The organism is Cupriavidus sp. GW823-FHT07A04 (assembly GCF_058794615.1).
On the sequence record NZ_JBXAHA010000010.1, the window covers coordinates 52,747 to 75,374 of the forward strand.

Consider the following 22,628-nt stretch of genomic DNA (forward strand, 5'->3'; position numbering starts at 1 on the left):
CAATAGTGCCAGGAAGCCCACGATATCGTCGAAGGTCAAGGCATAGAGGTCTGCCATCTATTGCTGGCGGGCCTCGCCTTACCCATGACGGGGTCGGCGAGACCCGGGTGGAGGGGGCTCAGCGCAGGCGGATATCCACTCGTTCGATGGCGCCGTTAAACGGATAACCGACGGTGTAACGTCCGGCTGGCGAGCCGGTATCCATGCCAACGTCAAAGGTCTCGTCAGGAGAGAAGAAGCCTGGCGTGGTGACCGGCAGATGGCCACTGCCTACCGCCGTGCCGTTCACCAGAAGCGTGCCGGTGCCGCCCTTGGCATAACCTGTTCCCTCGTAAGCGAAGTCGAACTGCACCACGTTCCTCCCCGGTTGCAGCGGCTTGCTACCCATAATCTCCATGCGCGCCACATCGAACACTTTTTGCACGTAGACCGGCTTGCCCTCATCGTTAAGGTAAAGGGACCAGCCCGCGGTAGTGCCACCCATGGTGGCAATGACACCATGGGCGCCGCCATTGGGAATATCCACCGTGGCCACAATGCTGTACGAGCGGTTCTTGATCGCTGGCGCTTCAGCTTCAGGGATGCCCACCGCTCCCGCGAAGTAGCTGAACTCCGTGCGCTTACCAGTCAAGTTGGGCAGAGGCGTGCGGGAGCAGGCCGTATCCTGCAACGGTAGTACTTGATTCTTTGCTGCCTCTGCCAGAAACAACGCCTGCATCTCCTTGAGTTTCTCCGGCAATCTGGCCGCCAGATCGGTGGACTGGCTGAAGTCCTCGTTCAGGTTGAAGAGACTCCAGGTGTCGTCGGCGAGCCGTTTGCCCTGGCATGTGCTCGCCCACGGGTCTCGGTCCTTGTGCCGGGCCGAAGCCAACCAGCCATCGTGATAGATCGAGCGGTTGCCGAATACTTCGAAGTACTGCGTAGTGTGCTTCTCCGGCGCATTTTTATCGGCGAAGCTATAGAGCAGGCTCGTGCCGTCCATTGGACGTTGCTTGACGCCATTGACATCTGCCGGGGCCTTCAGTCCCGCCGCCTCAAGAATGGTTGGCGCCAGATCGTTCACATGAGAGAACTGGCTGCGCAGACCACCATGATCCCGGATTCGTGCAGGCCAGGAAACCACCATACCGTTACGAATTCCGCCCAGGTGCGAAGCAACCGTCTTGGCCCATGGCAGGGGAGAACTCATGGCCCAAGCCCAACCGGCTGGATACTGCACATAGCTGTCCGGGCCGCCCAGGCTGTCGAGGCGCTTCACCAGATCGGCAGCCGGTGTCTCAGGCATGCCTTGCAATCTTCCCATGTAGCTATCCCCGCCGTGGATGCCGCCTTCAAGGCTTCCCCCGTTGTCCCCCATCACGTAGATAAACAGCGTGTTGTCAAACTGGCCGCTCTCCTTCAATGCTTGCACCAGGCGGCCAATCTGTGCATCGGTATGTGCGAGGTACCCTGCGTAGACTTCCATTAACCGTGCGGCGACCCGCTTCTGGTCTGTGCTGAGGCTTTCCCAGGCGGGGAGTTCATCCGGCCGCGGAGTCAGCTTTGTATCCTGCGGTACGACGCCAAGGGACTTTTGCCGGGCCAGAATCTCCAGCCGCATATCGTCCCAGCCCTTGTCAAACTTGCCACGGTATTTCTCGATCCATGCCCTGGGTGCCTGGAGCGGAGCATGGGTGCCACCTGGGGCGAAGTAGACGAAGAACGGCTTGTCGGGTGCGATCGAGTGTTGCGCATGCATCCAGTTGATGGCGCGTGTCGACAGGTCTTCGTTCAGGGTGTAGTCCTTCGAGGCTGTCCTTAGGACTGGCGTGGTGCCATCGTATAGCGAAGGATTGAACTGATCGGTTTCGGCGCCGATAAATCCATAGAATTTTTCGAATCCCTGGCCGGTCGGCCAGCGGTCAAAGGGACCGACCTGTGATGCTTCCCAATCGGGTGTCAAATGCCATTTGCCAAAGGCCGCAGTGCTGTAGCCCTGTTGACGCAACAGTTCGGCGATGGTTGCGGAGTCCTTTTGCAGAACCCCACGATAACCCGGATAACTGCTTGGCGAGTTCAGCACTGCGCCGACACCGGCTGCGTGGGGATTGCGGCCTGTGAGTAGCGAGGCGCGTGTCGGCGAGCACACCGCAGTGGTATGAAATCGGTTATAGCTCAAGCCCTCACGGGCCAGGCCATCCATCGCCGGCGTCTTGGCCGGTCCGCCAAAGGTGGAGGCCGCACCGAAGCCTACGTCGTCAAGCAAGACCACTACCACATTTGGCGCACCGGCCGGCGCGTGCAGCAACGGCACGACTGGCGGGGTATCGCCAGGCTGCACCTCGTTGCTGGCAGCCCAGCCAAAACCGGTCGCGGCACAACTTAGGGCCAGGCACAACGCCGTGGCCAAACGCTTGCGTAGTCTGTTCATGATGATTTCCCGCGTCTCCTGTTTTTTTCGTTCTCGTCGATGCCTATTGCGCTTTCGCGTGGGCGTGTGCCAAAATTTCTGAGCATTCGATTGAATCAAATGTTCGAATGGAATTTAGCAAGCGCCGTGGACCGTCGTCAAGACAAAATTTCGCCGGCTACGGTCGCCGATTGCACGCTGCTTGGCGCCTTTGACTCAAAAGTCTCTGTTGCCAGACTCATTCGATCACTCAAACCATCTTGACAGGAGACCCCCAATGGAATCGTTACTCGCGTCACCCAACACAGCCGTGATCGTCACCGGTGGAGCGTCAGGGCTTGGGCTTGCCTCGGCCCGCGCATTAGCCGCCGTAGGCCGCGACGTCGCGCTGTGGGACATTCAGGCAGAAAAGGCACAGAACCGAGCGTCGGAGATTGCCAAGGAATTTGGCGTTGCGGCGGTTGGTGTTGGCGTCGACCTGTGCGATCCCAGCGCGCTGCGGGTTGCGCTGAACGCAACCCGCGCGGTATTGCCCCGGATCGGTGGCTTGCTGCACGCGGCGGGCACGGTCGATACCGGGTCGCTCGAAGGCATCACTCCGGAAAAATGGGATGCTGGCATCCATGTTCACCTCCGCGCATTTGCACTGCTGGTGCAGGCGTTGTTGCCGGATCTGCGTGCCAATCCGGGGTCTGCGGTGGTCGGCATCGCGTCAATCAACGCCACCTTGGGCAATCACATCAACCCCATCTACAGTGCGGCGAAAGGCGGCATGTTGTCACTGATCCGGTCGCTGGCGGACGGCCTTGGGCGCGATAACATCCGCATCAACGCGATTTCCCCGGGCCAGATCTTGACGCCAATGCTCCAACCCGCCGTGGACAGTTTGCCGGCAGGAACCTTCGAGCGCCGCATTCTCCTCAGCCGACTGGGACAGCCGGAGGAGATCGGCCGCGTTGCGCGCTTCCTGTTGTCGGACGAGGCGAGCTACATCACTGCGGCGGAGATCGTGGTGGATGGCGGCAACATCTCATCGCAGCGTATGTGAGTCGGCAGTAGTGCTGAACGTATAATCGGGCGCCACATTCATTGAGTCGTGCCCTGCCGCGCTGTTTCGCTGGGGGTATTGGCGTCATTGGCCAATCGCCCCCAGCGGGGCAGGCGGCATCCCGTACTACTTGTAATCGATGACATCTCCTACTGTAAAAGGCGAGGCCCGGGAACGCATTCTGCTGGCGGCCGAAGAGCTGATGGCCAGGTATGGCGTGGACGGCGTGTCGGCCCGCAGCATCAACGCAGCGGCTGGCGTTAGCGCCGGTATTCTCCACTATCACTTCGGCGGACTGGATAAGGTGGTGGACGCGCTGCTGGAACGCCATATGATGCCGTTGATGGCACAACGCCGTGAAATGTACGCTTCACTTCAGGCGCAGCCGCAGGTCACGCTGCGCGGCGTTGTGGAAATACTTGTTATCCCGCTTGCCAGGAAAATCATTGAAGAGGGCAGTGCGGGTGCACGCTATGTTCAGTTTTTGGCGCGCCTCCATACGGACCGCAACCCGAAGATCGCCGAGATATTCGAGCAGTCGTTTGGGGGCAACGCCGCCGCCTTGGTTGCAATGCTCCAGCGCATCCTGCCCGAAATCCCTATGGAAGTGCTCAGGTCGCGCCTGATTGTCTGTTCCCATGCGATGCTCCATAGTCTCGCCGAAATATCCGCTCGTCCCCAAGCGCCGATATCTCCAGGCAAGCCGCCGCGGGATCAGCTTCTGTGGAACCACGTGGAGATTCTGATCGAGTTTCTTTGTGGCGGGCTTGCGGCGCCAACCAGCTTGCACAGTTAAGGCGGCACATCGGGTTTTGTCCGACATGGCAGGCAACGGTGGCGGCGATCGAATACGGTAGTACCGTACGCGCGTGTGCCGCCACCAGGGGTGAGCGCTTCAGGCTAGTCAGCCTAATCGCAGGCCACGTGTTTGAGGGCCAGGATTGACGGTTGCGGCGGGCTGGCCAGTCGCAGCCTGCTGCATTTGGCCGGCGCTGTTCTACGGCACAGCGTCCGGCCGGTTACGGGAGCCGTTACCAGATTGTCTTGACGTGCGGGTAGGCGCGGATCTTCTCGTCCTTCGTCACCAGCGGCACGGAGAACTTGCGCGCGGTGGCCACGATCATGCGGTCGGCGGGATCCTTGTGGAATACGCCCGGAAGTTCTACCGATTTGATGGCGATCTCGGTATCCACAGGTACTACGCGTACGGCTTCAATTTGCCCCACGGTGGCGAACCAGCTGGTCGCATCCATTGATAGAACAAGGCGCTCGCGTGCCACCAGTGCTGCGATTTCCCATGCGGAAATCGATGAGACGAGTATCTGGCCGCCGTCCAGTTCCTTCTCGATGCTCGCCTTCGCCTTCCTGCTCAGCAGCGGATCGCGACTCACCCACCAGACTAGCGTGTGCGTGTCCAGGACGATCACTGCGCCGCCTCCCAATCATCGGCGTCCACCGGCTCGGTCGGTGCGTTGTAGCGCACCACGGAATCGCGCAGGATTGCCAACGGGCTACGCGAAGTACTCCGATATGGCCTGACCTCGAGAACCGGCTTGCCGTGGTTGGTCACCACCAGCGGTTCGCCCGAGTCCTCAACCTGGCGGAAGTACTCCAGCGCATGTGCCTTGAAGTCCGATTTCGAGACTTGCTTCTCCATCTCTGCTCCTGGTCATATGTCTATAGTCATATATTCTAAGCCAAGATGACCGGCAGACTTGAGCCTTCTTTTGACGGCGGGTGATGAAACAGGCATCTGCCCTGGCCACGGTAGGTGGCGAGGGCAAGTGCGGGTGCCGCCGCGTCCCGTCAAGCCAGCAACCCACGCTCCCGCGCCAGCGTCATGGCGGTGTCCTCGATCATGTCTTCCTGCCCGCCCACCAGGCGCTGGCGCCCCAGTTCGACCAGGATTTCGCGCGCCGGAATGCCGTACTTGGCCTGGGCGCGCTTGGCGAACAGCAGGAAGGACGAGTACACGCCGGCGTAGCCCAGCGTGAGCGCATCGCGGTCGATGCGGATCGGCTGGTCCATGATGGGCACCACCAGGTCTTCGGCCACGTCGGCGATGCGGAACACGTCCACGCCGGTCTCGATGCCCATGCGCTCGCAGACCGCCACGAAGACTTCCATCGGCGTATTGCCGGCGCCCGCGCCCAGCCCGGCGGCTGCCGCGTCGATGCGAGTGGCGCCACAGGCCACGGCTGCCAGCGAGTTGGCAATTCCCATGGCCAGGTTGTGGTGGCCGTGGAAGCCCAGCTCGGTTTCCGGCTTGAGCGCCTGGCGCACGGCAGTCAGCTTGGCGGTGACGTCGTGCGGCAGCATATGCCCCGCCGAATCGGTGATGTAGAGGCAGTTCGCGCCATAGGACTCCATCAGCAGCGCCTGTTCCACCAGCGTCGCTGCCGGCGCCATGTGCGCCATCATCAGGAAGCCCACGGTGTCCATGCCAAGCTTGCGCGCCATGCCGATATGCTGCTCGGAGACATCGGCCTCGGTGCAGTGGGTGGCTACGCGGATGGTGTGCACGCCCAGTTCATGCGCCATGCGCAGGTGGTCGATGGTGCCGATGCCGGGCAGCAGCAGGGCGGAGACCTTGGCTTGCTTCAGTTCGCCCAGCACGGCTTGCAGGTATTCCTCGTCGCTATGCGCGGGAAAGCCGTAGTTGACCGAGGCACCGCCCAGGCCGTCGCCATGGGTCACCTCGATCAGCGGCACGCCCGCGTCGTCCAGCCCGCGGGCGATCGTTTTCATCTGATCGAGCGAGATCTGGTGGCGCTTCGGGTGCATGCCGTCGCGCAGGGTCATGTCATGCACGGTAATGCGTTGGTTCATATCGGGCTCCTTATGCGGTAGTGGCCATGGCGGGCAACGCGCCGCGCAGCATGGCGGCGCCGATGCGCTCGGCGGTGCGCGCGGCGGCGGCGGTCATGATGTCGAGATTGCCGGCGTACTTGGGCAGGTAGTCGCCCAGGCCCTCGACTTCCATGAAGATGGAGACGCGCTTGCCGTCGAAGACAGGGCCGTTCTTGAGCGTGTAGCCGGGCACGTATTGCCGCACCTCGGCAATCATGTCGTGGACCGACGCCGTGATGGCCTCCACGTCCGGCTCGTCCTCGGTCAGGCAGTGGATGGTGTCGCGCATGATGAGCGGAGGCTCGGCCGGGTTGATGACGATGATGGCCTTGCCCTGCCGCGCGCCGCCCACCTGTTCGATGGCGCCTGCGGTGGTGCGGGTGAACTCGTCGATGTTCCGGCGCGTGCCGGGCCCGACCGAGCGTGAGGAAACGGTGGCGACGATCTCGCCATAGGCCACCGCCTGCACGCGCGACACCGCATACACCATGGGAATGGTCGCCTGGCCGCCGCAGGTGACCATATTGACGTTCATCGCATTGCTGCCAAGATGTTCGTCGAGGTTGACCGGCGGCACGCAGAATGGGCCGATGGCCGCCGGGGTCAGGTCGATCACGCGCACGCCGCGCGCGGTGAGCTGGTCAGAGTGCTCGCGGTGCACGTAGGCCGAGGTCGCATCGAAAGCGATGCGGATGTCGTCGGCGGCCAGGTGCGGCAGCAGGCCATCGAGGCCCTGGTCGGTCGTCTTCAGGCCCAGTTCGCGGGCCCGGGCGAGGCCATCCGAATTCGGGTCGACGCCAACCATCCAGACGGGTTCCAGGATGGTGCTGCGGCGCAGCTTGTAAAGCAGATCAGTGCCAATATTGCCGGGGCCGATCAGGGCGCACTTGATTTTTGCCATGGGGCTCTTTGCTTGGATTGAGGGTGTGAGGGAGTTCAGGCGAATTCGGTGCTGCACGTGCCGATCCCGTCGATGCGCAGTCGCAGACGGTCGCCGGCAGCGACCGGAATCAGCGCCGCAAGGGAGCCGGAAAGAATGGTCTCGCCGGCAAGCAGTGGAATGCCGAGTTCGCCGAGCGTGTTGGCCAGCCAGGCCACCGCTTCGGCGGGATGGCCGAGGGCGGCGCTGCCCTGGCCTGTAGCGACAACAACGCCGTTCTTTTCAAGCGCCATGGTGCAGGCGGCAAGGTCGAGGCCGGCCGGGCTCACGCGCTCCTCGCCAAGCACGTAGACGCCACAAGAGGCGTTGTCCGCCACGGTGTCCTGAATACGGATGCGCCAGTCGGTGATGCGTGAATCTACGATCTCGAAGCAGGCTGAGACCGCCTCGGTGGCGGCCAGCACATCTGCGCGGGTCACACCGGGGCCGCGCAGGTCTCGTTTGAGGAAGAAGGCAATCTCGCCTTCGGCGCGTGGCTGGATCAGCGTGCTTGCGGGAATGGCCTTGCCGTCTGGATATTCCATGCTGGCCAGCAGCATGCCGAAGTCGGGCTGGTGCACGTCCAGCATCTGCTGCACGGGCAAACTGGTAACGCCGATTTTCTTGCCGCTGACGCGGTCGCCTTGTGCCAGCCGCTGCGCAACGAAATGCTGCTGGATGTGATAGGCATCGCGCACCGTGAGCGGGTGGCCACGTCCGCTCAAGGGGACGACTGGCACGCGGGCTGTCAGGGCTCGATGAAGTTCATCGCCGAATTCGGCGATCAGTTCGGGATCCATGGTCAGGCTCGATGTTAAGGGGGCAATGCGATGAAATTCGCCCCCTGGCCATGGCGGGAAGGGGGCGAATGAAGGCGTGCGGTCAGTGTCCAGCACCTCGCGCCGCGTCGGGCGAAAAGTAGGTCTCGTTGAACTCGGGGCTGTTGTTGAGCACCGGCATAGGCCCCTCGTTGGTCAGGCGATCGGCGAGATACGCACCCGAGATCAAGTCATGATATGTGGTTGTGGTCGGGTAGAGGTTTCGTGCGTCATAGGCATAGACGGTTGCCGCCAGGTTGGTTCGCCACAACTGGCCGCGCGCATCATAATTGTCTGCAGCGAGGGCGGTCCAGCTGTCCTCGTCCAGGTAAAGCACCCGCTTGGCGTACTGATGCCGGAAGCCCTCCTTGAGGGTGGCTTCCAGGACCCATACGCGATGCATTTCATAGCGCATATAGTCCGGGTTGAGGTGGCCTTTGCCTAAGATGTCCTGGTACTTGGCCGGGCTCATCAGCTTGTAGTTGTTGTACGGCACGTAGATTTCCTTCTTGCCGACAATCTTCCAGTTGTAGCGTTCACCCGAGCCGTTAAACAGGCGGTCGTCGTCGAGCGTGCGGATTCCGCCTGCGCCGGAGGGCTGATCGAAGCCAAATTCCGGGGCCTGCCGTACGCGCCGCGTACCGGGGTTGTATTGCCACGCGCGGCGGGTATCGGAGCCTTCCTTGTCATAGAATTCGTGTCCGACAGACAGCATGCCTCGGTCGCGCAGGGGCAGGTCGGTCGCCGTACGGAAAAAGCCCCTGGTGTCGCTCTTGAGGTCGAAGTTGGCGCCATTTCGCGGCGAAAGGATCGAATAACGGACACGGCCCCAGGCGATGTTGCCGTCGCCGTATACGGCTGCCTGGTCGTAGGTGGCGGATTCGGTATTCATCGACGGGGAGTAGCGCAGGTTCCACATCAGTTCGAGGCCGCTCTTCGGGATCGGGAAGGGGACGATAGGGGGTGCATCCTTCAGTCCGTTACCGTCGGCCGTCATGCGGGTGCCGGGCGCGTAGGTGCGGATGTTCTTGTAGATCGTATCGTCGTAGCGGAAGTCGCGATGGGTCGGATATACCGGCATCCTGAAGGTATCCGGATACTTCTTGAACAGAGCCTTTTCGCCGTCGCTCAAGTGATCGGCGTACTTTGCCATGTTCTGCGCGGTGATCACCACGACCGGCTTTTCGCTGGCGTAAGGATCAGGGTAGCGCTCTCCCCGCTTCCACTGCACTCCGGGCGGTGCGCCCAGCCATTTCCCGCCCCAGGCGGGGATCTGCCCGTCCTTGCTGGCGGCGCGCTCGGCGCCCATCGGGGTCAGGTTTCCATCGAGTTGCTTGAGTTCGTCCGGCGTTACCGCGGCGTACGAGGCTGCCGCCAGCAGCACGCTGCTGGCCAGCAGTGTGCTACGGATCAAAAGATTTCTATGCTGTCGCATCACGGTCTCACTCCTTTAGAGAAATCTGGCGCTTGCGCGTGGTATCGCTGCCAGGTCAAAACGAATATTTCGCATTGAATGCCGCATAGCTGCGGTCGGCCAACGGTCGATTAACAATGTTCGCCGTGCCCAGGAACATCGCGTATGTCAGATTCAGTTCGAGGTTGTTCAAATACTTGAAGGTCACGCCGACGCTCGCGCGGCGGTCACCATACCCGGTCAGCGAACCGAAGGCGCCGGCCACGGCCGCCTTTCCGCTGAATTCATGCGCATACGTAAGCGGCACCGTCATGTCCCAGCCGTTAAAGATATTGAGATAGGCGAGCGACCAGCCAAGCTGCAGGGCCGCCGAGTTCCTGGTGTTGGTGAGCGTGCTGAAGCCATTGACCGGCGTGACGCTAAGCACATGCAGGTAGGCGATTTCGCCCACCAGGCTCTGGGAGCTGGCGAGGAATGTCGGTCCGATGGAGTAAATGGCCGACATCTGGCCCTGGACTGCCTGGCCGCGCGTTGCGGTGGCAGCGCCGTTGACATTCACCAGGATTGGCACGCCGTCTTTGTAGCTGACTTCACCCGCCACGTTGGCGCCGAGAAATTGCGTCGAGAAGCTTGCGCCAGTCAGATTGATGCCGCTGAAAAACTTCTGCTGATACTGCAGCGTCGGGAACAGGGTTGTCACGACATTCGGATTCTTGTCGTGGTAGCGCAATTGGTACAAACCAAACTCGGCGTCGAACGCGCGAAAGCGAGTACCTATGCCCCATTGGCCGGAGTCTGGAGGGTTGATATCCGAACCGCGCGGGATCTGTCTGCCGCCCGGGCCGATGATGAATTGGGCACCCGGTCCAACCACGTCAGTGGTGCTGAAGTACGCGCCAGCGGGGTTGAGTTGGTTGGACTTGTAGGTGAACTGGTAATAACCAAGCAGGCTGAAGTTCGGATTCACCTCCCACTGTAATGAAGCTTGCGGCACCGGCAGCAGGATATCCTTGACCTCTGCCCCCGGTACAAACGACTTGGTGGCGTCTGCTGGCCCCTGCGCGCCAGCGATGTTGGGGAAGAACAGGCTCTCGCCCCATGCCACGACTTGGTTGCCCAGCTTGACGTTCAAACGAGTGGTGTCGATGTTGAAGGCGCCATAGGCGTAGGCATCCAGCAACTGAGCCCGCTGGCCGTTGTAGTAGCGCGCGGAATCCGTAAACTCGTTGAAAGGGCCGGAGTGGTTGACGGTGGCGGGTGCATTGTTGGAATTGGAGGTGCGATAGGCCTGGTCGTAGAACACACTGCCGCGAAAGAACGCACCAAAATCGCCGCGCTGGAGATTGGCCTCGCCAAGCACGGTGGCGCGGTTGGCGATCATGTCGCCGCGCTTGAAGTTGCGGTCGCCATCGTCGCCGTTGATGTTGGACGGCGACAGCAGCGCGCCGCTCTGCCCGCCAGTGCGGACCGCTGCGCCGTAGGTGGCGGTAAAAGAGTAATTCAGCGACGTATCGTTGCCGAGATCGATGGTGTTGCCGGCCCAGGCCGACGGCGTGATCGCCGCGGCGATGGCCGAAACGATGGCGGCTGGCCGTAGCCTGCGTGTGCGATGCGGTGAACTGGTTCTTGAAGTCTGCACTTGTCTCCTCCTATGGTTTTGGTGATGCGCGGTGATGCATTGACTGGCATGTCCCATGGCTTCTTCTTTGATGGGAAGCGTAATGAGCGAGGGAGGGCGCGGAATCGTCAGAACGGACTAGACGGTTTCCCCTAGGACCGCGCGTTCCTGCGCGTGCACGCCGCTAGTCCGAACGGAGGATGAGGCGCGGCGGCACGCGCGATAGCGTCGGGCATCGCCCCGCGCGGTGAGATCGCGGCGCGGGAATCACTGAGGAGGAATGCGATGCACAGTGCAAAGGAATCCATCGTTGCGGTAGTCACGGGCGGCTCGCGTGGCGCGGGAAAGGGCATCGCGCTGGCGCTGGCGCAAGCCGGCGCGACGGTGTATGTCACCGGGCGCACCGAGCGCAACGGCGAGGCGCCGTTGCCCGGCACCATCCACGAGACCGCGCGCGGGATCGATGCGCGCGGCGGCAAGGGCATCGCGGTGGCCTGCGACCATCGCGACGATGCTCAGGTGCGCAGGCTGTTCGAGCAGGTGGGCGACGAATCAGGGCGGCTGGACATCCTGGTGAACAACGCTACCTTCCTGCACGACGAACTGATCGAGCCGGGCGGCTTCTGGGAAAAGCCGCTGGCCCTGGTGGACATCCTCGACGTGGGCCTGCGCTCGGCCTATGTGGCGAGCTGGCATGCAGCGCCCCTGATGGTCGCTGGCGGGCGCGGATTGATGGCGTTCACGTCGTCCTTCGGCGCGAGCTGCTATATGCACGGCCCGGCCTATGGCGCGCAGAAGACCGGCGTGGACAAGTTCGCCAAGGACATGGCGGTCGACCTGCGCCCGTACGGCGTGGCCGCGGTATCAGTCTGGATGGGCCCGCTACGTACCGAGCGCACCATGCGGGTCTGGGAGCGCGAGCCCGGCAAATATGCCACTTTTGCGCCGAGCGCGGAGAGCCCCGAGTTCACCGGCAAGGTCATACTCGCCTTGCATGGCGACGCCGCCGTCATGGAGAAATCCGGCCAGGTGCTGATCAGCGCCGAGGTCGCGCAGGAGTACGGCATATGCGATATCGACGGCAAGCAGCCCGTTTCCTATCGCTCGGTGCTGGGCGGGCCGGTGCAGGCGCATCCGGCCAAGGTCGAGTAGGCGCGCGCCGGGCGGCTCAGCCTGCCTGGTGGACTGCCGCGTCGAGGAAGGCCGGGCGCTCGCCGCCACCGTCGATGACCAGGTTGGCGCCCGAGACGTACGCTGCATGCGGCGAGGCCAGGAACAGGCAGGCGTCGGCGATGTCGCGCGGGGCGGCAAGGCGGCCAAGCGGCACGGTATCGGCCACCCGCTGGAGCGTGGCCGCATCGCCGTAGTGTTGCTGCTGCGCGGTTTCGGTCAGCACCAGGCCCGGACTCACGGCCGTGACCCGCACGCGCGGGGCCCATTCCACCGCTAGCGAGCGGACTGCGTTCAGGATGCCCGCCTTGGCCGCGCCGTAGGCGGCGGTGCCGGGGGAGGGCCGCAGCGCGCTGACGCTGCCGATGAAGATCTGCGTGCCACCGCTGGCCTGGGTTTGCATGCGTGCGTTGGCGCGCTGCGCCAGTTGCAGCGGCGCCACCAGGTTCAGGCGGATGATCGATTCCAGCAGGCGCACAGAGGCGTCCGCCGCGAGCGCGAAGGGCGCGCCGCCGGCATTGTGGATCACGATATCGAGCGAGCCGGTGCTGTCCACGATCCGGCTCAGCAGGGCCTCCACCTGCTCGGCGTCGCGGATGTCGGCTGTGATGAACTCCGCCTGACGGGACTGCCCCTCGGCAGTCTCGGGTGGAGTGCGCCCGCAGGTGAACACGCGGGCACCTGCTGCCAGGAAACCCTCGGCGATGCCACGGCCAATGCCGCGCGCGCCACCTGTCACCAACACCGTCTTCCCGCTGAAGTCGATTCCCGTCATCTCTGTTTTCCCTTGATCTCGTTGCCTTGCTGGTCAGTGCGATCTTAGGGAAATCCACGGTCCGCTTCGTAGTCTGAAAGGACGATGCCTGCCCCGTTGCGCATGCGCATGATGGGCCGGGTTCGTCATGACAACAGCGGAGACACCGATATGTCCAGTACGTCGCCTGCGGCATTACCAGCCGGCCAAACCATCACTACCCCAGACGGCCTGCGCCTGCACTACCTCGATGCCGGCGCCGGCGAACCCGTGGTGTTCATCCACGGCAGTGGCCCAGGCGCCAGCGGTCACAGCAACTTCAAGCACAACGCACCGGCTTTTGCCGCGGCGGGTTTTCGTACCGTGGTGGTCGACCTGCCGGGATACGGCCAGTCATCGAAGCCGGCGGATGTGGAGTACACGCTGGACTTCTTCGTCGCCGCGCTGCGCGCGCAGTTGCTGGCACTGGAGCTGCCGCGCTGCGTGCTGGTGGGCAACTCGCTGGGCGGCGCCATTGCGCTGAAATACGCGCTGGACTACCCGGAGCATGTCAGCCGCCTGGTGATGATGGCGCCCGGCGGCGTCGAGGACCGCGAGACCTATTTCCGCATGGAAGGCATCGAAAAGATGGTGTCACTGTTTACCGGCGGGCAAATGAACCATGACACCATGCGCGAGCTGCTGAAGTTGCTGGTGCATGACGCCACGCTGGTTACCGATGCGCTGGTGGACGAGCGCATGGCCGTGTGCAAGGAGCAGCCGCGCGAAGTGCTGGCCACCATGAAGGTGCCCAACCTGACCGAACGCCTGGGCGAGATCGCGTGCCCGGTGCTCGGTTTCTGGGGCACGGAAGACCGCTTCAACCCGGCCGGCGGTGCCCTCAAGTTCCTGCAGGGTTGCCGCGATGCACGCTTCGTGCTGATCAATCGCTGTGGCCACTGGGTGATGGTCGAGCACAGCGACTACTTCAACCGGGAATGCCTGGCCTTCCTCGCGGATACGGCCGAGGCCGCCGTTTAGCCTGGCTGTCCGGCCGGCGTAGCGGCAGCGCAAGGTAAAAGACGCAGGAGACAACATGGAAGATCCGTTCAACCTGTTCAGCCTGTTCCAGCGAGGAATGGAATGACCATCGACATGACCATGGCCGCGAACAAGAGCGCCGACATGAAGGCCACTTTGCTCGATTACGTGGCCGCTTTCAATGCCGCGGACGCCGAGCGCGTGGCGGCGCTGTTTGCCGACGACGCGACCATCGAGGACCCCGTTGGCGGCCCGGTGATAACCGGGCGGGAGAGCATCCTCGCCTTCTATCGTCACGCGACGTCGCTCGGCGCGCGCCTGGAAGTGGTGGCGGCGCCCCGGGGTTCGCACGGCAACGCCGCAGCCTTGTGTTTCGCCGTGTATGTGCGGATGCAGGGGCAGCCGGTTCGCATCGACGTGACCGATGTGATGACCTTCGGTGCCGACGGGCGCATTACCGGCATGCGCGCCTTCTGGGGGCCGGATGACGTGCATCCGCAGTAAGGCACGTGCCACGCGGCCATGGTGAGACGTCGCGCGTGTGATGCGGCGGTCACGCGAGAGCGCATCCTGGCCAGCGCTGAGTTGCTGTTCGAGCGCCAGGGCGTGCAATGCGTCACGCTGGAGCAGGTAGCCGGTGCCATCGCCATGACACGCGGCGCGGTCTACGGACACTTCCGTAGCCGCGCCGAGCTGCTGGCCGCCGTTATGGCGCGGGCGGAGGCGCATCTGGCCGCATGGCTTGCCGCCTTCGCCGGCAACGGCGGGGGGCTGGCCCGCCCGGATCTGGAGCGCGTGCTTGCGACGATGCTGCAGGACGAGGCGGTGCCGCGCTATGCAGGCATCGTCCTCGGCTTGCTGCACCACGCTTGCACGCCTGCGTGCGAGCTATGCCACCTGAGCGTCCGCATCCGTGCTCGTGCCAAGGTGCTGTGCGACGAGCTTGGCAGGTTGCTGGGCGAGCAAGACAAGGCCGTGCTGCTGGCGGCGCATCTCTGGGGCCTGCTTTGCGCCCGTTCGCTGCGACTGGCGCCGGTAGATCTGGCGGGGTGCGTTGGGCCGCTGCTGCGACTCTATGGGGACTAGCTGGCGCCTGCCTTGGCGCTTTGCCGGCTTGCCGGCGCGTGCACGGGCATACGGGATCGCCCCTAGTCTGCTTGGACGAGGACGTTTTTCGCTCCATTGCCTACCTTTGAAGCATGAGACCGTGCCGACGCAGCGATGCAAGAGCATGGCAGTGGGAAAAAATACAAGCCGGGAGGAGACCGTCGTGAAATCTGGAAATCGCATCGCATGTTTGTTGGGCGCCGGCGCAGTGCTGGCGGTAGGTTTCGCCGCTGGCCTGATCACGGCGTCGCCACCAGCCTGGGAGGACAGCGCGAACGAACGCGCATCGGCCGCCACGACGGATATCCGGGTGGCGGTGGATGCCGCGCCGACTGACTGCGATGATGCCTGCTGGCAGCGCCGGGGCGCCGAGGCCGTGATGCTGCTGAGTAATCGCCCACCGCAGTAGCCACCCGGTCCTGCCAGGGATCAAGCCACTTCCGCCACCCGTATCTCCGCCAGCAGCTTCTTCAACTCCGGCACGCAGGACCCGCAGTTGCCGCCCGCCTTCACGCAGGCGGTGACTTCGGCCGCTGTCTTCAGATCATGCTTGCGAACCGCATCGCAGATGGTGTTGCGCCCCACGCCAAAGCAGGAGCACACGGTGGGGCCGGCGTCCGCTCCCTTTTCCATCGGCTGGCCCAGCAGCAGGCCGATGCGATCGGCGTCTTCCAGGCGGTCCTTGGCGAACAGCGTGGACAGCCACGCGCGCGAGGGTAGCTCGGGGCGCGTGCACACGTAGATGCAGGCCTGGAGGCGGTCATTGATCACATGGCCGGCGTGATAGATGCCGGCGGTGCGGTCTTCATACTCGATCCAGTCCGCATTGGGGTCGTCGATGCCGAGCAACTGGCGGGCCCACGCGGCGCGGTCGGCGATATTCTCGCGGCCGGCGAACTCGTAGCGCTGGAACTGGCGGCCCTGGACGCGCGTCCAGTAGGTCAGCTCGTCCGCCTTGAGGTCCTCGCGGCTCAACACGAAGCCATGCCACGACACGCGGAACTCTTCCACGCGCACCGGCGTGTGCTTGAACTCGGGCTCGCCGGAGACCGGGTCCACCACCGGGTTGACCAGCGCGCCCACGCGCGCGTCGGAGCTGAACTGGCTGTTCCAGTGGATCGGCACGAATACGCTGCCGCGCGGGATGCCGCCGCTGTGCTGCACCCGCGCCACCATGGCGCCCCAGCGCGTGGTCACGCGGGCCAGCTTGCCTTCGCTGACGCCGGATAGCAGGGCGTCCTGCGGATGCATGTCGACGAAGGGCTCGGCGATGTGGTCGGCCAGCTTGGGCGATTTGCCGGTGCGGGTCATCGTGTGCCATTGGTCGCGCACGCGGCCGGTGTTGAGCACAAGAGGGAATTCGTCGTCGGTGGCGTGGAACGGCGCGCGCGGCGCGGTGGCGATAAAGCGGGCGCGGCCATCGGGGTGGGCGAAACGGCCATCGGCGAACAGCCGGGCCGTGCCGCCGGACGCGTTGGTGAGGCGCCCCGGGGGCGTGGCCATCACCGGCCATTGCACCGGTGAGAGCGCGTCGAATTGCTTCTGGCTCATGCCAGCCAGCCCGGCGAGGTCGAACATGCGCGGCGCGTGGGCCCGATCGCTGCTGCCCGCGTTCCGGTACGTGCTCAGCCGCGCGTGCTCGTCGAAGATCTCGTGCGGTCCAGCAAAGCGGAATCCATCAAAGCCCATGCGCGTGGCCACGTCGCACAGGATCCGCCAGTCAGCGCGGGCCTCGCCGGGCGTGGGCAGGAAGGCGCGCTGGCGCGAGATGCGGCGCTCGGAACTGGTGACGGTGCCGTCCTTCTCGCCCCAGCCCAGCGCGGGCAGCAGGACGTGCGCGGCGTCGTTGGTGTCGGTGCGCAGCATGATGTCGGAGCTGACCACCAGTTGGCACTTGGCCAGCGCGCGGCGGGCCTGGTCGGCATCCGGCAGGCTGACCACCGGGTTGGTGGCGATCACCCACACGGCCTTGACCCGGCCTTGCTCGATGGCCTCGAACAGCTCCACCGCCTTCAGGCCTGGCTTGTCCGCGATGGCGGGCGAGCCCCAGAACGATTGCACGATTTCCCGGTGCAGCGGATCGGCCAGCTCCATATGGGCCGCCAGCATATTGGCCAGGCCGCCGACCTCGCGCCCGCCCATGGCATTGGGCTGGCCGGTCAGCGAGAAGGGGCCCATGCCGGGCTGGCCCACGCGGCCGGTGGCCAGGTGGCAGTTGATGATGCTGTTGACCTTGTCGGTGCCTGCCGACGACTGGTTCACGCCTTGCGAGAAGCCGGTCACCACCTTGGGCGTGGCGGCGAACAATGCGTAGAAGCCGCGCAGGGCTTCAGGGTCCAGCTTGCAGGCCTTGGCTACCTTGGCGATGTCGGCGCAGTCCGGGCCGGCAGCCGCCAGCGCGGCGTCCAGGCCGCTGGTGTGGGCGTCGACGAATGACTGGTCCACCGCGCCGTGCTGCGCCAGGTAGTGCAGCAGGCCGTTGAACAGCCAGACGTCGGCGCCGGGCTTGACCGGCAGGTGCAGGTCGGCCAGCTCGCAGGTGGCGGTGCGGCGCGGGTCGATCACCACCAGCTTCATTTCCGGCCGGGCTTCCTTGGCTTTCAACAGCCGCTGGAACAGGATCGGGTGGCACCACGCGGTGTTGGAGCCGACCAGCACCACCAGGTCGGCCAGCTCCAGGTCTTCGTAGCTGCCCGGCACCAGGTCCTCGCCAAAGGCGCGCTTGTGCCCGGCCACCGCCGACGACATGCACAGCCGCGAGTTGGTGTCGATATTGGCGCTGCCGATAAAGCCCTTCATCAGCTTGTTGGCAACGTAGTAATCCTCGGTCAGCAACTGGCCGGAGACGTAGAGCGCCACGGCATCGGGGCCGTGCTCGGCGATGATGTCCTTGAAGCCCTGGGCGACCTTGTCCAGTGCGTGATCCCAGGACACTGGCTGCAAGGCGCCGTCGGCACCGCGTACTTGCGGGTGCAGCAGGCGGCCTTCCAGGCCGACGGTTTCCGCCAGCGCCGAGCCCTTCACGCACAGGCGGCCCTGGTTGGAGCCGTGGCTGGCGTCGCCGGCCACCTCGACGCTGCCGTCGGCATGGCGGGTGGCGCGCACGCCGCAGCCCACGCCGCAATACGGGCAGGTGGTATCGGTGACGGTGACTGCGGCGTCGGCGGACAGCAGGGTGGGCGAACCGGTGGAGAGGATGACGGGGATATCGGACAGGTTCACGTTAGCGCTCGCTGCTGGCGGTCAATCGGGGACTAGGTCGTTCAAGCGTTCAAGCGTTCAGGCGATCGGGTGGTCAGGCTGCCATGGCCTCGCACTGTGCCTTGCCGAACAGCAATCTCTGGCGCATGGCGCCTACCGGGGCGCCGCTCTGGATCAGGTCGAAGTACCAGGGGCCGTCCTGCACGTCGCCGTACAGCACCGCCCCGACCAGTCGCCCGCCTTGCAGCACCAGCCGCTTGTACATGCCGCGGCGCGGATCGCGCATGACGAGATCCTCGCTGCCTTCGCCGCCGATGAAGTCGCCGGCGGAGTAAAGATCCACGCCAGTCACCTTGAGCTTGGTGGCCGTGGCCTGCTGCACATAGCGGCGATGCCCGGCGCCGGCCAGGTGCGCGGCGGCCACGCGCGCCTGTTCCCAGATCGGCGCGACCAGCCCGAAGGTGGCCTGCCGGTGCTGCACGCATTCGCCCACGGCATACACGCGCGGATCGTAGCTCTGCAAGGTGTCGTCCACCACGATGGCGCGCTCGCAGCGCAGCCCGGCCTGCTGGGCCAGTGCGATATTGGGGCGCACGCCGGCGGTCATTACCACCAGGTCGGCGGGGATCTGGGTACCGTCTTTAAAGCATACGCCGGTCACGCGGTCTTCCCCAAGGATGCCGCTGGTATGGGCATTGAGCAGGAAGCGCAGGCCCTTGCGCTCCAGCGCCTGCTTGAGCAACGCGGCGGCGGGCTTGTCGAGCTGGCGCTCCATCAGGCTGTCTGCCACGTGCACTACGCTGACCTCCATGCCCTGGCGCATCAGGCCGTTGGCGGCTTCCAGGCCGAGCAGGCCGCCGCCGATCACCACCGCGTGGCGATGGTTGCGGGCCGCCGCCAGCATGGATTCCACGTCCTGGATGTCGCGAAAGGCGATGACGCCGTCGAGCTGGTGGCCCGGCACGGGGATGATGAACGGCTTGGAGCCGGTCGCCAGCAGCAGGCGGTCATAGCCCACCTCGCGCCCGGATTGCGAGCGCACCAGCCGGCGGCGGCGGTCGATTGCCACCACCGGATCGCCGGCCAGCAGTTCGATGCCGTTCTGCTCGTACCAATCGCGGGTGTTGAGCATGATGTCCGCGACCGTCTTCTCGCCCGCCAGCACCGGCGAGAGCAGGATGCGGTTGTAGTTGCCGTGCGGCTCGGCGCCGAACACGGTGATGTCGTAGAGGTCGGGCGCGAGCTTCAGCAGTTCCTCGACCGTGCGCATGCCGGCCATGCCGTTGCCGACCACCACCAGGCGGGGTTTGGGGGGCGTGGTCATGCGGCCACCCAGACTTTGCCATCATAGACGCGGGCCGGATATGCCGCGATGGAGTGCTCGGGCGCTTCCAGGCATTCGCCGGTCTGCAGGTCGAAATGATGCTTGTAGATCGGCGACGCCACCACGATGCGTTCGCCCAGGCTCCCCACCAGGCCGCGCGACAGCACGGCGGCGTTGGAGTTGGGATCGTAGTTGGAGATGGCGAACACCTGGTCGCCATTGCCGCCCTGATCGTCACTGTAGCCGGCGCCGACCCGGAACACGGCGATCTGTGCCTTGTCCACCAGTGCGCACACACCGGTATTGGGCACGATGTCGCGCAGGCTGCAAACGGCGGTCCAGGCTTCGGTATGGTGGGTGGGGCTCATGATGTTCTCCTTGGGCGTTGGCGCGAGATGATGGGGCGGGACGGTTCAGGCTGCCTTGACGATCACGGGGATCTGCTCAAGCCGGGATTTACGCAAGTTCCGTTCCTCCGGCGTGGCCGGGCGGATCTGGCCGCGCTCCTCCATGAAGACCAGGTTGTCGTCGCGCAGGTCGCTGTTGACGAAGTGGCGGAAGCGCTTGCGGGTTTCCGGGTTGGTCACGGCAGCCTTCCATTCGTCTTCGTAGGTGTCCACCACGTGCTGCATCTGCGCCTCCAGTTCGGCGCCAATGCCCAGGCTGTCTTCCAGCACCACAGCCTTGAGGTAGTCCAGCCCGCCTTCCATGTTGTCGCGCCACACGCTGGTGCGTTGCAGGCGGTCCGCGGTGCGCACGTAGAACATCAGGAAGCGGTCCACGTAGCGCAGCAGCGTTTCGCGGTCCAGGTCGCTTGCCAGCAGTTCGGCGTGGCGGGGCTTCATGCCGCCGTTGCCGCACACGTACAGGTTCCAGCCGCGTTCGGTGGCGATGATGCCCACGTCCTTGCCCTGGGCTTCGGCGCATTCGCGGGTGCAGCCGGAAACACCAAACTTGATCTTGTGCGGCGCGCGCAGGCCCTTGTAGCGGTTTTCGATCTCGATGGCCAGGCCGACCGAGTCGTCCACGCCGTAGCGGCACCACGTGGAACCCACGCAGGACTTCACGGTGCGCAGGGACTTGCCATAGGCATGGCCCGATTCGAAGCCGGCCGCGATCAGTTCTTCCCAGATCATCGGCAGCTCTTCCACGCGCGCGCCGAACATGTCGACCCGCGCCCCGCCGGTGATCTTGGTGTACAGGCCATACTTCTTGGCCACCTGGCCGACCGCGATCAGGCCGTCGGGGGTGACTTCGCCGCCCGGCATGCGGGGCACGACCGAGTAGGTGCCGTCCTTCTGGATATTGCCCAGGAAGTAGTCGTTCGAATCCTGCAGGCTGGCGTGCTCTTCCTTGAGCACGAACTCATTCCAGCAGGAGGCGAGGATGCTCGCCACGGTCGGCTTGCACACGTCGCAGCCCAGGCCCTTGCCGTGTGCCGCCAGCAGTGCGTCGAAGGTCTTGAAGCCGCCCACGCGCACCAGGTGGTAAAGCTCCTGGCGGGAGTAGGCAAAGTGCTCGCACAGGTGGTTGTTCACCGCCAGGCCTTGCTTCTTCATCTCAGCCTTCATCACCTGCGTGACCAGCGGCACGCAGCCGCCGCAGGTGCTGCCGGCCTTGGTGCAATTCTTCAGGGCGCCGATGGTGGTGGCGCCATCGCAGACGGCGGCGCAGATATCGCCCTTGGTCACGTTGTTGCAGGAGCAGATCTGCGCGGCATCGGGCAAGGCATCGGCACCCAATCCCGGCTTGGCCTGGCCGTCGGAGGACGGCAGGATCAGGAATTCCGGCGACTCGGGCAGCTCGATCTTGTTGAGCATCATCTGCAGCAGGGTACCGTATTCCTCGGCATCGCCCACCAGCACGCCGCCCAGCAGGTACTTGCCGCATTCGGATACCACCAGCTTCTTGTAGACCTGCTTGCGCTCGTCGGTGAACTGGTAGGAACGGCTGCCGGGTGCGTTGCCGTGCGGGTCGCCCAGGCTGGCCACGTCCACGCCCATCAGCTTGAGCTTGGTGCTCATGTCGGCGCCGGCGAACTCGGCCTGGTGGCCGAGGAGGTGCTTGGCGGCCACGCGGGCCATTTCATAGCCGGGCGCGACCAGGCCGTAGATCTTGCCGTCCCACAGCGCGCATTCGCCGATGGCGTACACGTCGGGGTCGGAGGTCAGGCACTGGTTGTCCACCGTGATGCCGCCACGCTCGCCAATGGCCAGGCCGCTGGCGCGGGCCAGCTCGTCGCGCGGGCGGATGCCGGCGGAGAACACGATCATGTCGGTGTCCAGATGGCTGCCATCGGCAAAGTTCATGCGATGGGTGCCGTCTTCGCCGTCGACGATCTCCACGGTGTTCTTGCGGGTGTGTGCGGTGACGCCGAGTTCTTCGATCTTCCGGCGCAGCATGGCGCCGCCGCCGTCGTCCACTTGTACCGCCATCAGGCGCGGGGCGAATTCCACCACATGGGTTTGCAGGCCCATGTCGCGCAGCGCCTTGGCGCATTCCAGGCCCAGCAGGCCGCCGCCGATCACCACGCCGGTCTTGGCGCGGGTGCCACATTCCTGCATGGCTTCCAGGTCTTCGATGGTGCGGTAGACAAAGCAATCCTTGCGGTCCTTGCCGGGCAGCGGCGGCACGAAGGGGTAGGAGCCGGTGGCCATGATCAGCTTGTCGTAGGACAGCGTCTCGCCGGTGGAAACCGTCACCGTCCTGGCCGCGCGGTCGATGCCGGTGGCGCGCGCGTTCAGGCGCAGCAGCATGTTGTTGCGCTCGAAGAAGCCAGCTTCCACCAGCGAGAGATCCTCGGCGGACTTGCCCGCGAAGAACTCGGACAGGTGCACGCGGTCGTAGGCGGGACGCGCTTCCTCGCACAGCACGGTGACTTCGATATCTTGCGAGCCTGCCTCGGCCAGGCATTCCAGGAATTTGTGGCCGACCATGCCGTGGCCGATGATGATCAGTTTCATGATGGTTTCCTTGTTCTGTGGGGCCGCTGGTGC

General features: G+C 64.4%; 20 protein-coding genes. 7 read left to right on the top strand and 13 right to left on the bottom strand.

All coding sequences use genetic code 11. The features are described 5' to 3' along the window. Nucleotides 1–118: 118 nt before the first annotated feature. Entirely contained in the window at nucleotides 119–2,410 is a 2,292-nt protein-coding gene (locus tag AC1Q7Q_RS18390) for an arylsulfatase (protein WP_492374319.1), read from the bottom strand. A gap of 256 nt (nucleotides 2,411–2,666) precedes the next feature. Here AC1Q7Q_RS18390 and AC1Q7Q_RS18395 point away from each other — a divergent pair, with 256 nt between their 5' ends. Together AC1Q7Q_RS18395 and AC1Q7Q_RS18400 are read left to right on the top strand one after the other, a co-directional pair. Beyond that, nucleotides 2,667–3,437, top strand: coding sequence for an SDR family NAD(P)-dependent oxidoreductase (locus AC1Q7Q_RS18395; protein ID WP_492374320.1), 771 nt, complete (start codon nucleotides 2,667–2,669; stop codon nucleotides 3,435–3,437). 139 nt (nucleotides 3,438–3,576) lie between these two features. Continuing rightward, nucleotides 3,577–4,233: a TetR/AcrR family transcriptional regulator gene (locus AC1Q7Q_RS18400; protein ID WP_492374321.1), complete on the top strand. Its 657-nt coding sequence runs from the start codon at nucleotides 3,577–3,579 to the stop codon at nucleotides 4,231–4,233. 235 nt (nucleotides 4,234–4,468) lie between these two features. Here AC1Q7Q_RS18400 and AC1Q7Q_RS18405 read toward each other — a convergent pair whose 3' ends face one another. From AC1Q7Q_RS18405 to AC1Q7Q_RS18435, 7 genes are all read right to left on the bottom strand, one after another. Continuing rightward, a complete protein-coding gene (locus tag AC1Q7Q_RS18405; protein WP_150992284.1) occupies nucleotides 4,469–4,864 on the bottom strand; it encodes a type II toxin-antitoxin system VapC family toxin in 396 nt (131 codons plus the stop codon). Next, complete coding sequence (locus AC1Q7Q_RS18410; RefSeq protein WP_150992282.1) at nucleotides 4,861–5,094, bottom strand: type II toxin-antitoxin system Phd/YefM family antitoxin; 234 nt, start codon at nucleotides 5,092–5,094, stop codon at nucleotides 4,861–4,863. Before AC1Q7Q_RS18410 ends, AC1Q7Q_RS18405 begins: the two co-directional genes overlap by 4 nt. Nucleotides 5,095–5,243: 149 nt before the next feature. Then, the gene (dmpG, locus tag AC1Q7Q_RS18415; protein WP_416052985.1) at nucleotides 5,244–6,266 is read right to left on the bottom strand and encodes a 4-hydroxy-2-oxovalerate aldolase; all 1,023 of its coding nucleotides are present in this window, start codon (nucleotides 6,264–6,266) and stop codon (nucleotides 5,244–5,246) included. A gap of 10 nt (nucleotides 6,267–6,276) precedes the next feature. Beyond that, a complete protein-coding gene (locus AC1Q7Q_RS18420; RefSeq protein ID WP_492374322.1) occupies nucleotides 6,277–7,188 on the bottom strand; it encodes an acetaldehyde dehydrogenase (acetylating) in 912 nt (303 codons plus the stop codon). Nucleotides 7,189–7,223: 35 nt separating this feature from the next. Further along, complete coding sequence (dmpE, locus tag AC1Q7Q_RS18425; protein WP_492374323.1) at nucleotides 7,224–8,006, bottom strand: 2-oxopent-4-enoate hydratase; 783 nt, start codon at nucleotides 8,004–8,006, stop codon at nucleotides 7,224–7,226. An 82-nt stretch (nucleotides 8,007–8,088) separates the two neighbouring features. After that, entirely contained in the window at nucleotides 8,089–9,459 is a 1,371-nt protein-coding gene (locus AC1Q7Q_RS18430) for a DUF1329 domain-containing protein (protein ID WP_492374350.1), read from the bottom strand. A 55-nt stretch (nucleotides 9,460–9,514) separates the two neighbouring features. Next, on the bottom strand, nucleotides 9,515–11,077 hold the full coding sequence (locus AC1Q7Q_RS18435; RefSeq protein WP_492374324.1) for a DUF1302 domain-containing protein: 1,563 nt from the start codon (nucleotides 11,075–11,077) through the stop codon (nucleotides 9,515–9,517). 264 nt (nucleotides 11,078–11,341) lie between these two features. Between AC1Q7Q_RS18435 and AC1Q7Q_RS18440 the strand changes: the two genes are divergently transcribed. Then, nucleotides 11,342–12,208, top strand: coding sequence for an SDR family NAD(P)-dependent oxidoreductase (locus AC1Q7Q_RS18440; protein ID WP_492374325.1), 867 nt, complete (start codon nucleotides 11,342–11,344; stop codon nucleotides 12,206–12,208). 16 nt (nucleotides 12,209–12,224) lie between these two features. Here the strand turns inward: AC1Q7Q_RS18440 and AC1Q7Q_RS18445 are convergent, their stop codons facing one another. Then, nucleotides 12,225–13,001 (bottom strand): SDR family oxidoreductase, encoded by a 777-nt coding sequence (locus tag AC1Q7Q_RS18445; protein WP_492374326.1) that lies wholly within the window; start codon nucleotides 12,999–13,001, stop codon nucleotides 12,225–12,227. A gap of 150 nt (nucleotides 13,002–13,151) precedes the next feature. On the opposite strand from AC1Q7Q_RS18445, the gene AC1Q7Q_RS18450 reads away from it, so the two are divergent. The 4 genes from AC1Q7Q_RS18450 (at nucleotide 13,152) to AC1Q7Q_RS18465 (ending at nucleotide 15,516) form a co-directional block, all read left to right on the top strand. Further along, entirely contained in the window at nucleotides 13,152–14,000 is an 849-nt protein-coding gene (locus AC1Q7Q_RS18450; RefSeq protein ID WP_492374327.1) for an alpha/beta fold hydrolase, read from the top strand. Between the two features lie 102 nt (nucleotides 14,001–14,102). Further along, entirely contained in the window at nucleotides 14,103–14,504 is a 402-nt protein-coding gene (locus tag AC1Q7Q_RS18455; RefSeq protein ID WP_492374328.1) for a nuclear transport factor 2 family protein, read from the top strand. 18 nt (nucleotides 14,505–14,522) lie between these two features. Beyond that, a complete protein-coding gene (locus AC1Q7Q_RS18460) occupies nucleotides 14,523–15,086 on the top strand; it encodes a TetR/AcrR family transcriptional regulator (protein WP_492374329.1) in 564 nt (187 codons plus the stop codon). 184 nt (nucleotides 15,087–15,270) lie between these two features. Next, nucleotides 15,271–15,516 (top strand): hypothetical protein, encoded by a 246-nt coding sequence (locus AC1Q7Q_RS18465; protein WP_492374330.1) that lies wholly within the window; start codon nucleotides 15,271–15,273, stop codon nucleotides 15,514–15,516. A gap of 20 nt (nucleotides 15,517–15,536) precedes the next feature. Here AC1Q7Q_RS18465 and AC1Q7Q_RS18470 read toward each other — a convergent pair whose 3' ends face one another. The 4 genes from AC1Q7Q_RS18470 to nirB form a co-directional block, all read right to left on the bottom strand. Beyond that, nucleotides 15,537–18,329, bottom strand: a complete 2,793-nt coding sequence (locus AC1Q7Q_RS18470) for a molybdopterin-dependent oxidoreductase (RefSeq protein ID WP_492374331.1) — start codon at nucleotides 18,327–18,329, stop codon at nucleotides 15,537–15,539. 73 nt (nucleotides 18,330–18,402) lie between these two features. Continuing rightward, nucleotides 18,403–19,632 (bottom strand): NAD(P)/FAD-dependent oxidoreductase, encoded by a 1,230-nt coding sequence (locus tag AC1Q7Q_RS18475; protein ID WP_492374332.1) that lies wholly within the window; start codon nucleotides 19,630–19,632, stop codon nucleotides 18,403–18,405. Then, nucleotides 19,629–20,000 carry a nitrite reductase small subunit NirD gene (gene nirD, locus AC1Q7Q_RS18480; RefSeq protein WP_492374333.1) on the bottom strand — a complete coding sequence of 124 codons (372 nt, stop codon included), beginning with the start codon at nucleotides 19,998–20,000 and terminating at the stop codon, nucleotides 19,629–19,631. Before nirD ends, AC1Q7Q_RS18475 begins: the two co-directional genes overlap by 4 nt. Before the next feature lie 45 nt (nucleotides 20,001–20,045). After that, nucleotides 20,046–22,595 carry a nitrite reductase large subunit NirB gene (nirB, locus tag AC1Q7Q_RS18485; protein WP_492374334.1) on the bottom strand — a complete coding sequence of 850 codons (2,550 nt, stop codon included), beginning with the start codon at nucleotides 22,593–22,595 and terminating at the stop codon, nucleotides 20,046–20,048. Between the last annotated feature and the right edge of the window lie 33 nt (nucleotides 22,596–22,628).

What these genes read in the sequence shown, in the direction of transcription:
- nirB (WP_492374334.1), bottom strand. Translation starts at nt 22,595, where the DNA reads ATGAAACTGATCATCATCGGCCACGGCATGGTCGGCCACAAATTCCTG.
- AC1Q7Q_RS18390 (WP_492374319.1), bottom strand. Translation starts at nt 2,410, where the DNA reads ATGAACAGACTACGCAAGCGTTTGGCCACGGCGTTGTGCCTGGCCCTA.
- AC1Q7Q_RS18420 (WP_492374322.1), bottom strand. Translation starts at nt 7,188, where the DNA reads ATGGCAAAAATCAAGTGCGCCCTGATCGGCCCCGGCAATATTGGCACT.
- AC1Q7Q_RS18410 (WP_150992282.1), bottom strand. Translation starts at nt 5,094, where the DNA reads ATGGAGAAGCAAGTCTCGAAATCGGACTTCAAGGCACATGCGCTGGAG.
- AC1Q7Q_RS18430 (WP_492374350.1), bottom strand. Translation starts at nt 9,459, where the DNA reads ATGCGACAGCATAGAAATCTTTTGATCCGTAGCACACTGCTGGCCAGC.
- dmpE (WP_492374323.1), bottom strand. Translation starts at nt 8,006, where the DNA reads ATGGATCCCGAACTGATCGCCGAATTCGGCGATGAACTTCATCGAGCC.
- AC1Q7Q_RS18475 (WP_492374332.1), bottom strand. Translation starts at nt 19,632, where the DNA reads ATGACCACGCCCCCCAAACCCCGCCTGGTGGTGGTCGGCAACGGCATG.
- AC1Q7Q_RS18400 (WP_492374321.1), top strand. Translation starts at nt 3,577, where the DNA reads ATGACATCTCCTACTGTAAAAGGCGAGGCCCGGGAACGCATTCTGCTG.
- AC1Q7Q_RS18395 (WP_492374320.1), top strand. Translation starts at nt 2,667, where the DNA reads ATGGAATCGTTACTCGCGTCACCCAACACAGCCGTGATCGTCACCGGT.
- AC1Q7Q_RS18445 (WP_492374326.1), bottom strand. Translation starts at nt 13,001, where the DNA reads ATGACGGGAATCGACTTCAGCGGGAAGACGGTGTTGGTGACAGGTGGC.
- dmpG (WP_416052985.1), bottom strand. Translation starts at nt 6,266, where the DNA reads ATGAACCAACGCATTACCGTGCATGACATGACCCTGCGCGACGGCATG.
- AC1Q7Q_RS18460 (WP_492374329.1), top strand. Translation starts at nt 14,523, where the DNA reads ATGGTGAGACGTCGCGCGTGTGATGCGGCGGTCACGCGAGAGCGCATC.
- AC1Q7Q_RS18455 (WP_492374328.1), top strand. Translation starts at nt 14,103, where the DNA reads ATGACCATCGACATGACCATGGCCGCGAACAAGAGCGCCGACATGAAG.
- nirD (WP_492374333.1), bottom strand. Translation starts at nt 20,000, where the DNA reads ATGAGCCCCACCCACCATACCGAAGCCTGGACCGCCGTTTGCAGCCTG.
- AC1Q7Q_RS18440 (WP_492374325.1), top strand. Translation starts at nt 11,342, where the DNA reads ATGCACAGTGCAAAGGAATCCATCGTTGCGGTAGTCACGGGCGGCTCG.
- AC1Q7Q_RS18450 (WP_492374327.1), top strand. Translation starts at nt 13,152, where the DNA reads ATGTCCAGTACGTCGCCTGCGGCATTACCAGCCGGCCAAACCATCACT.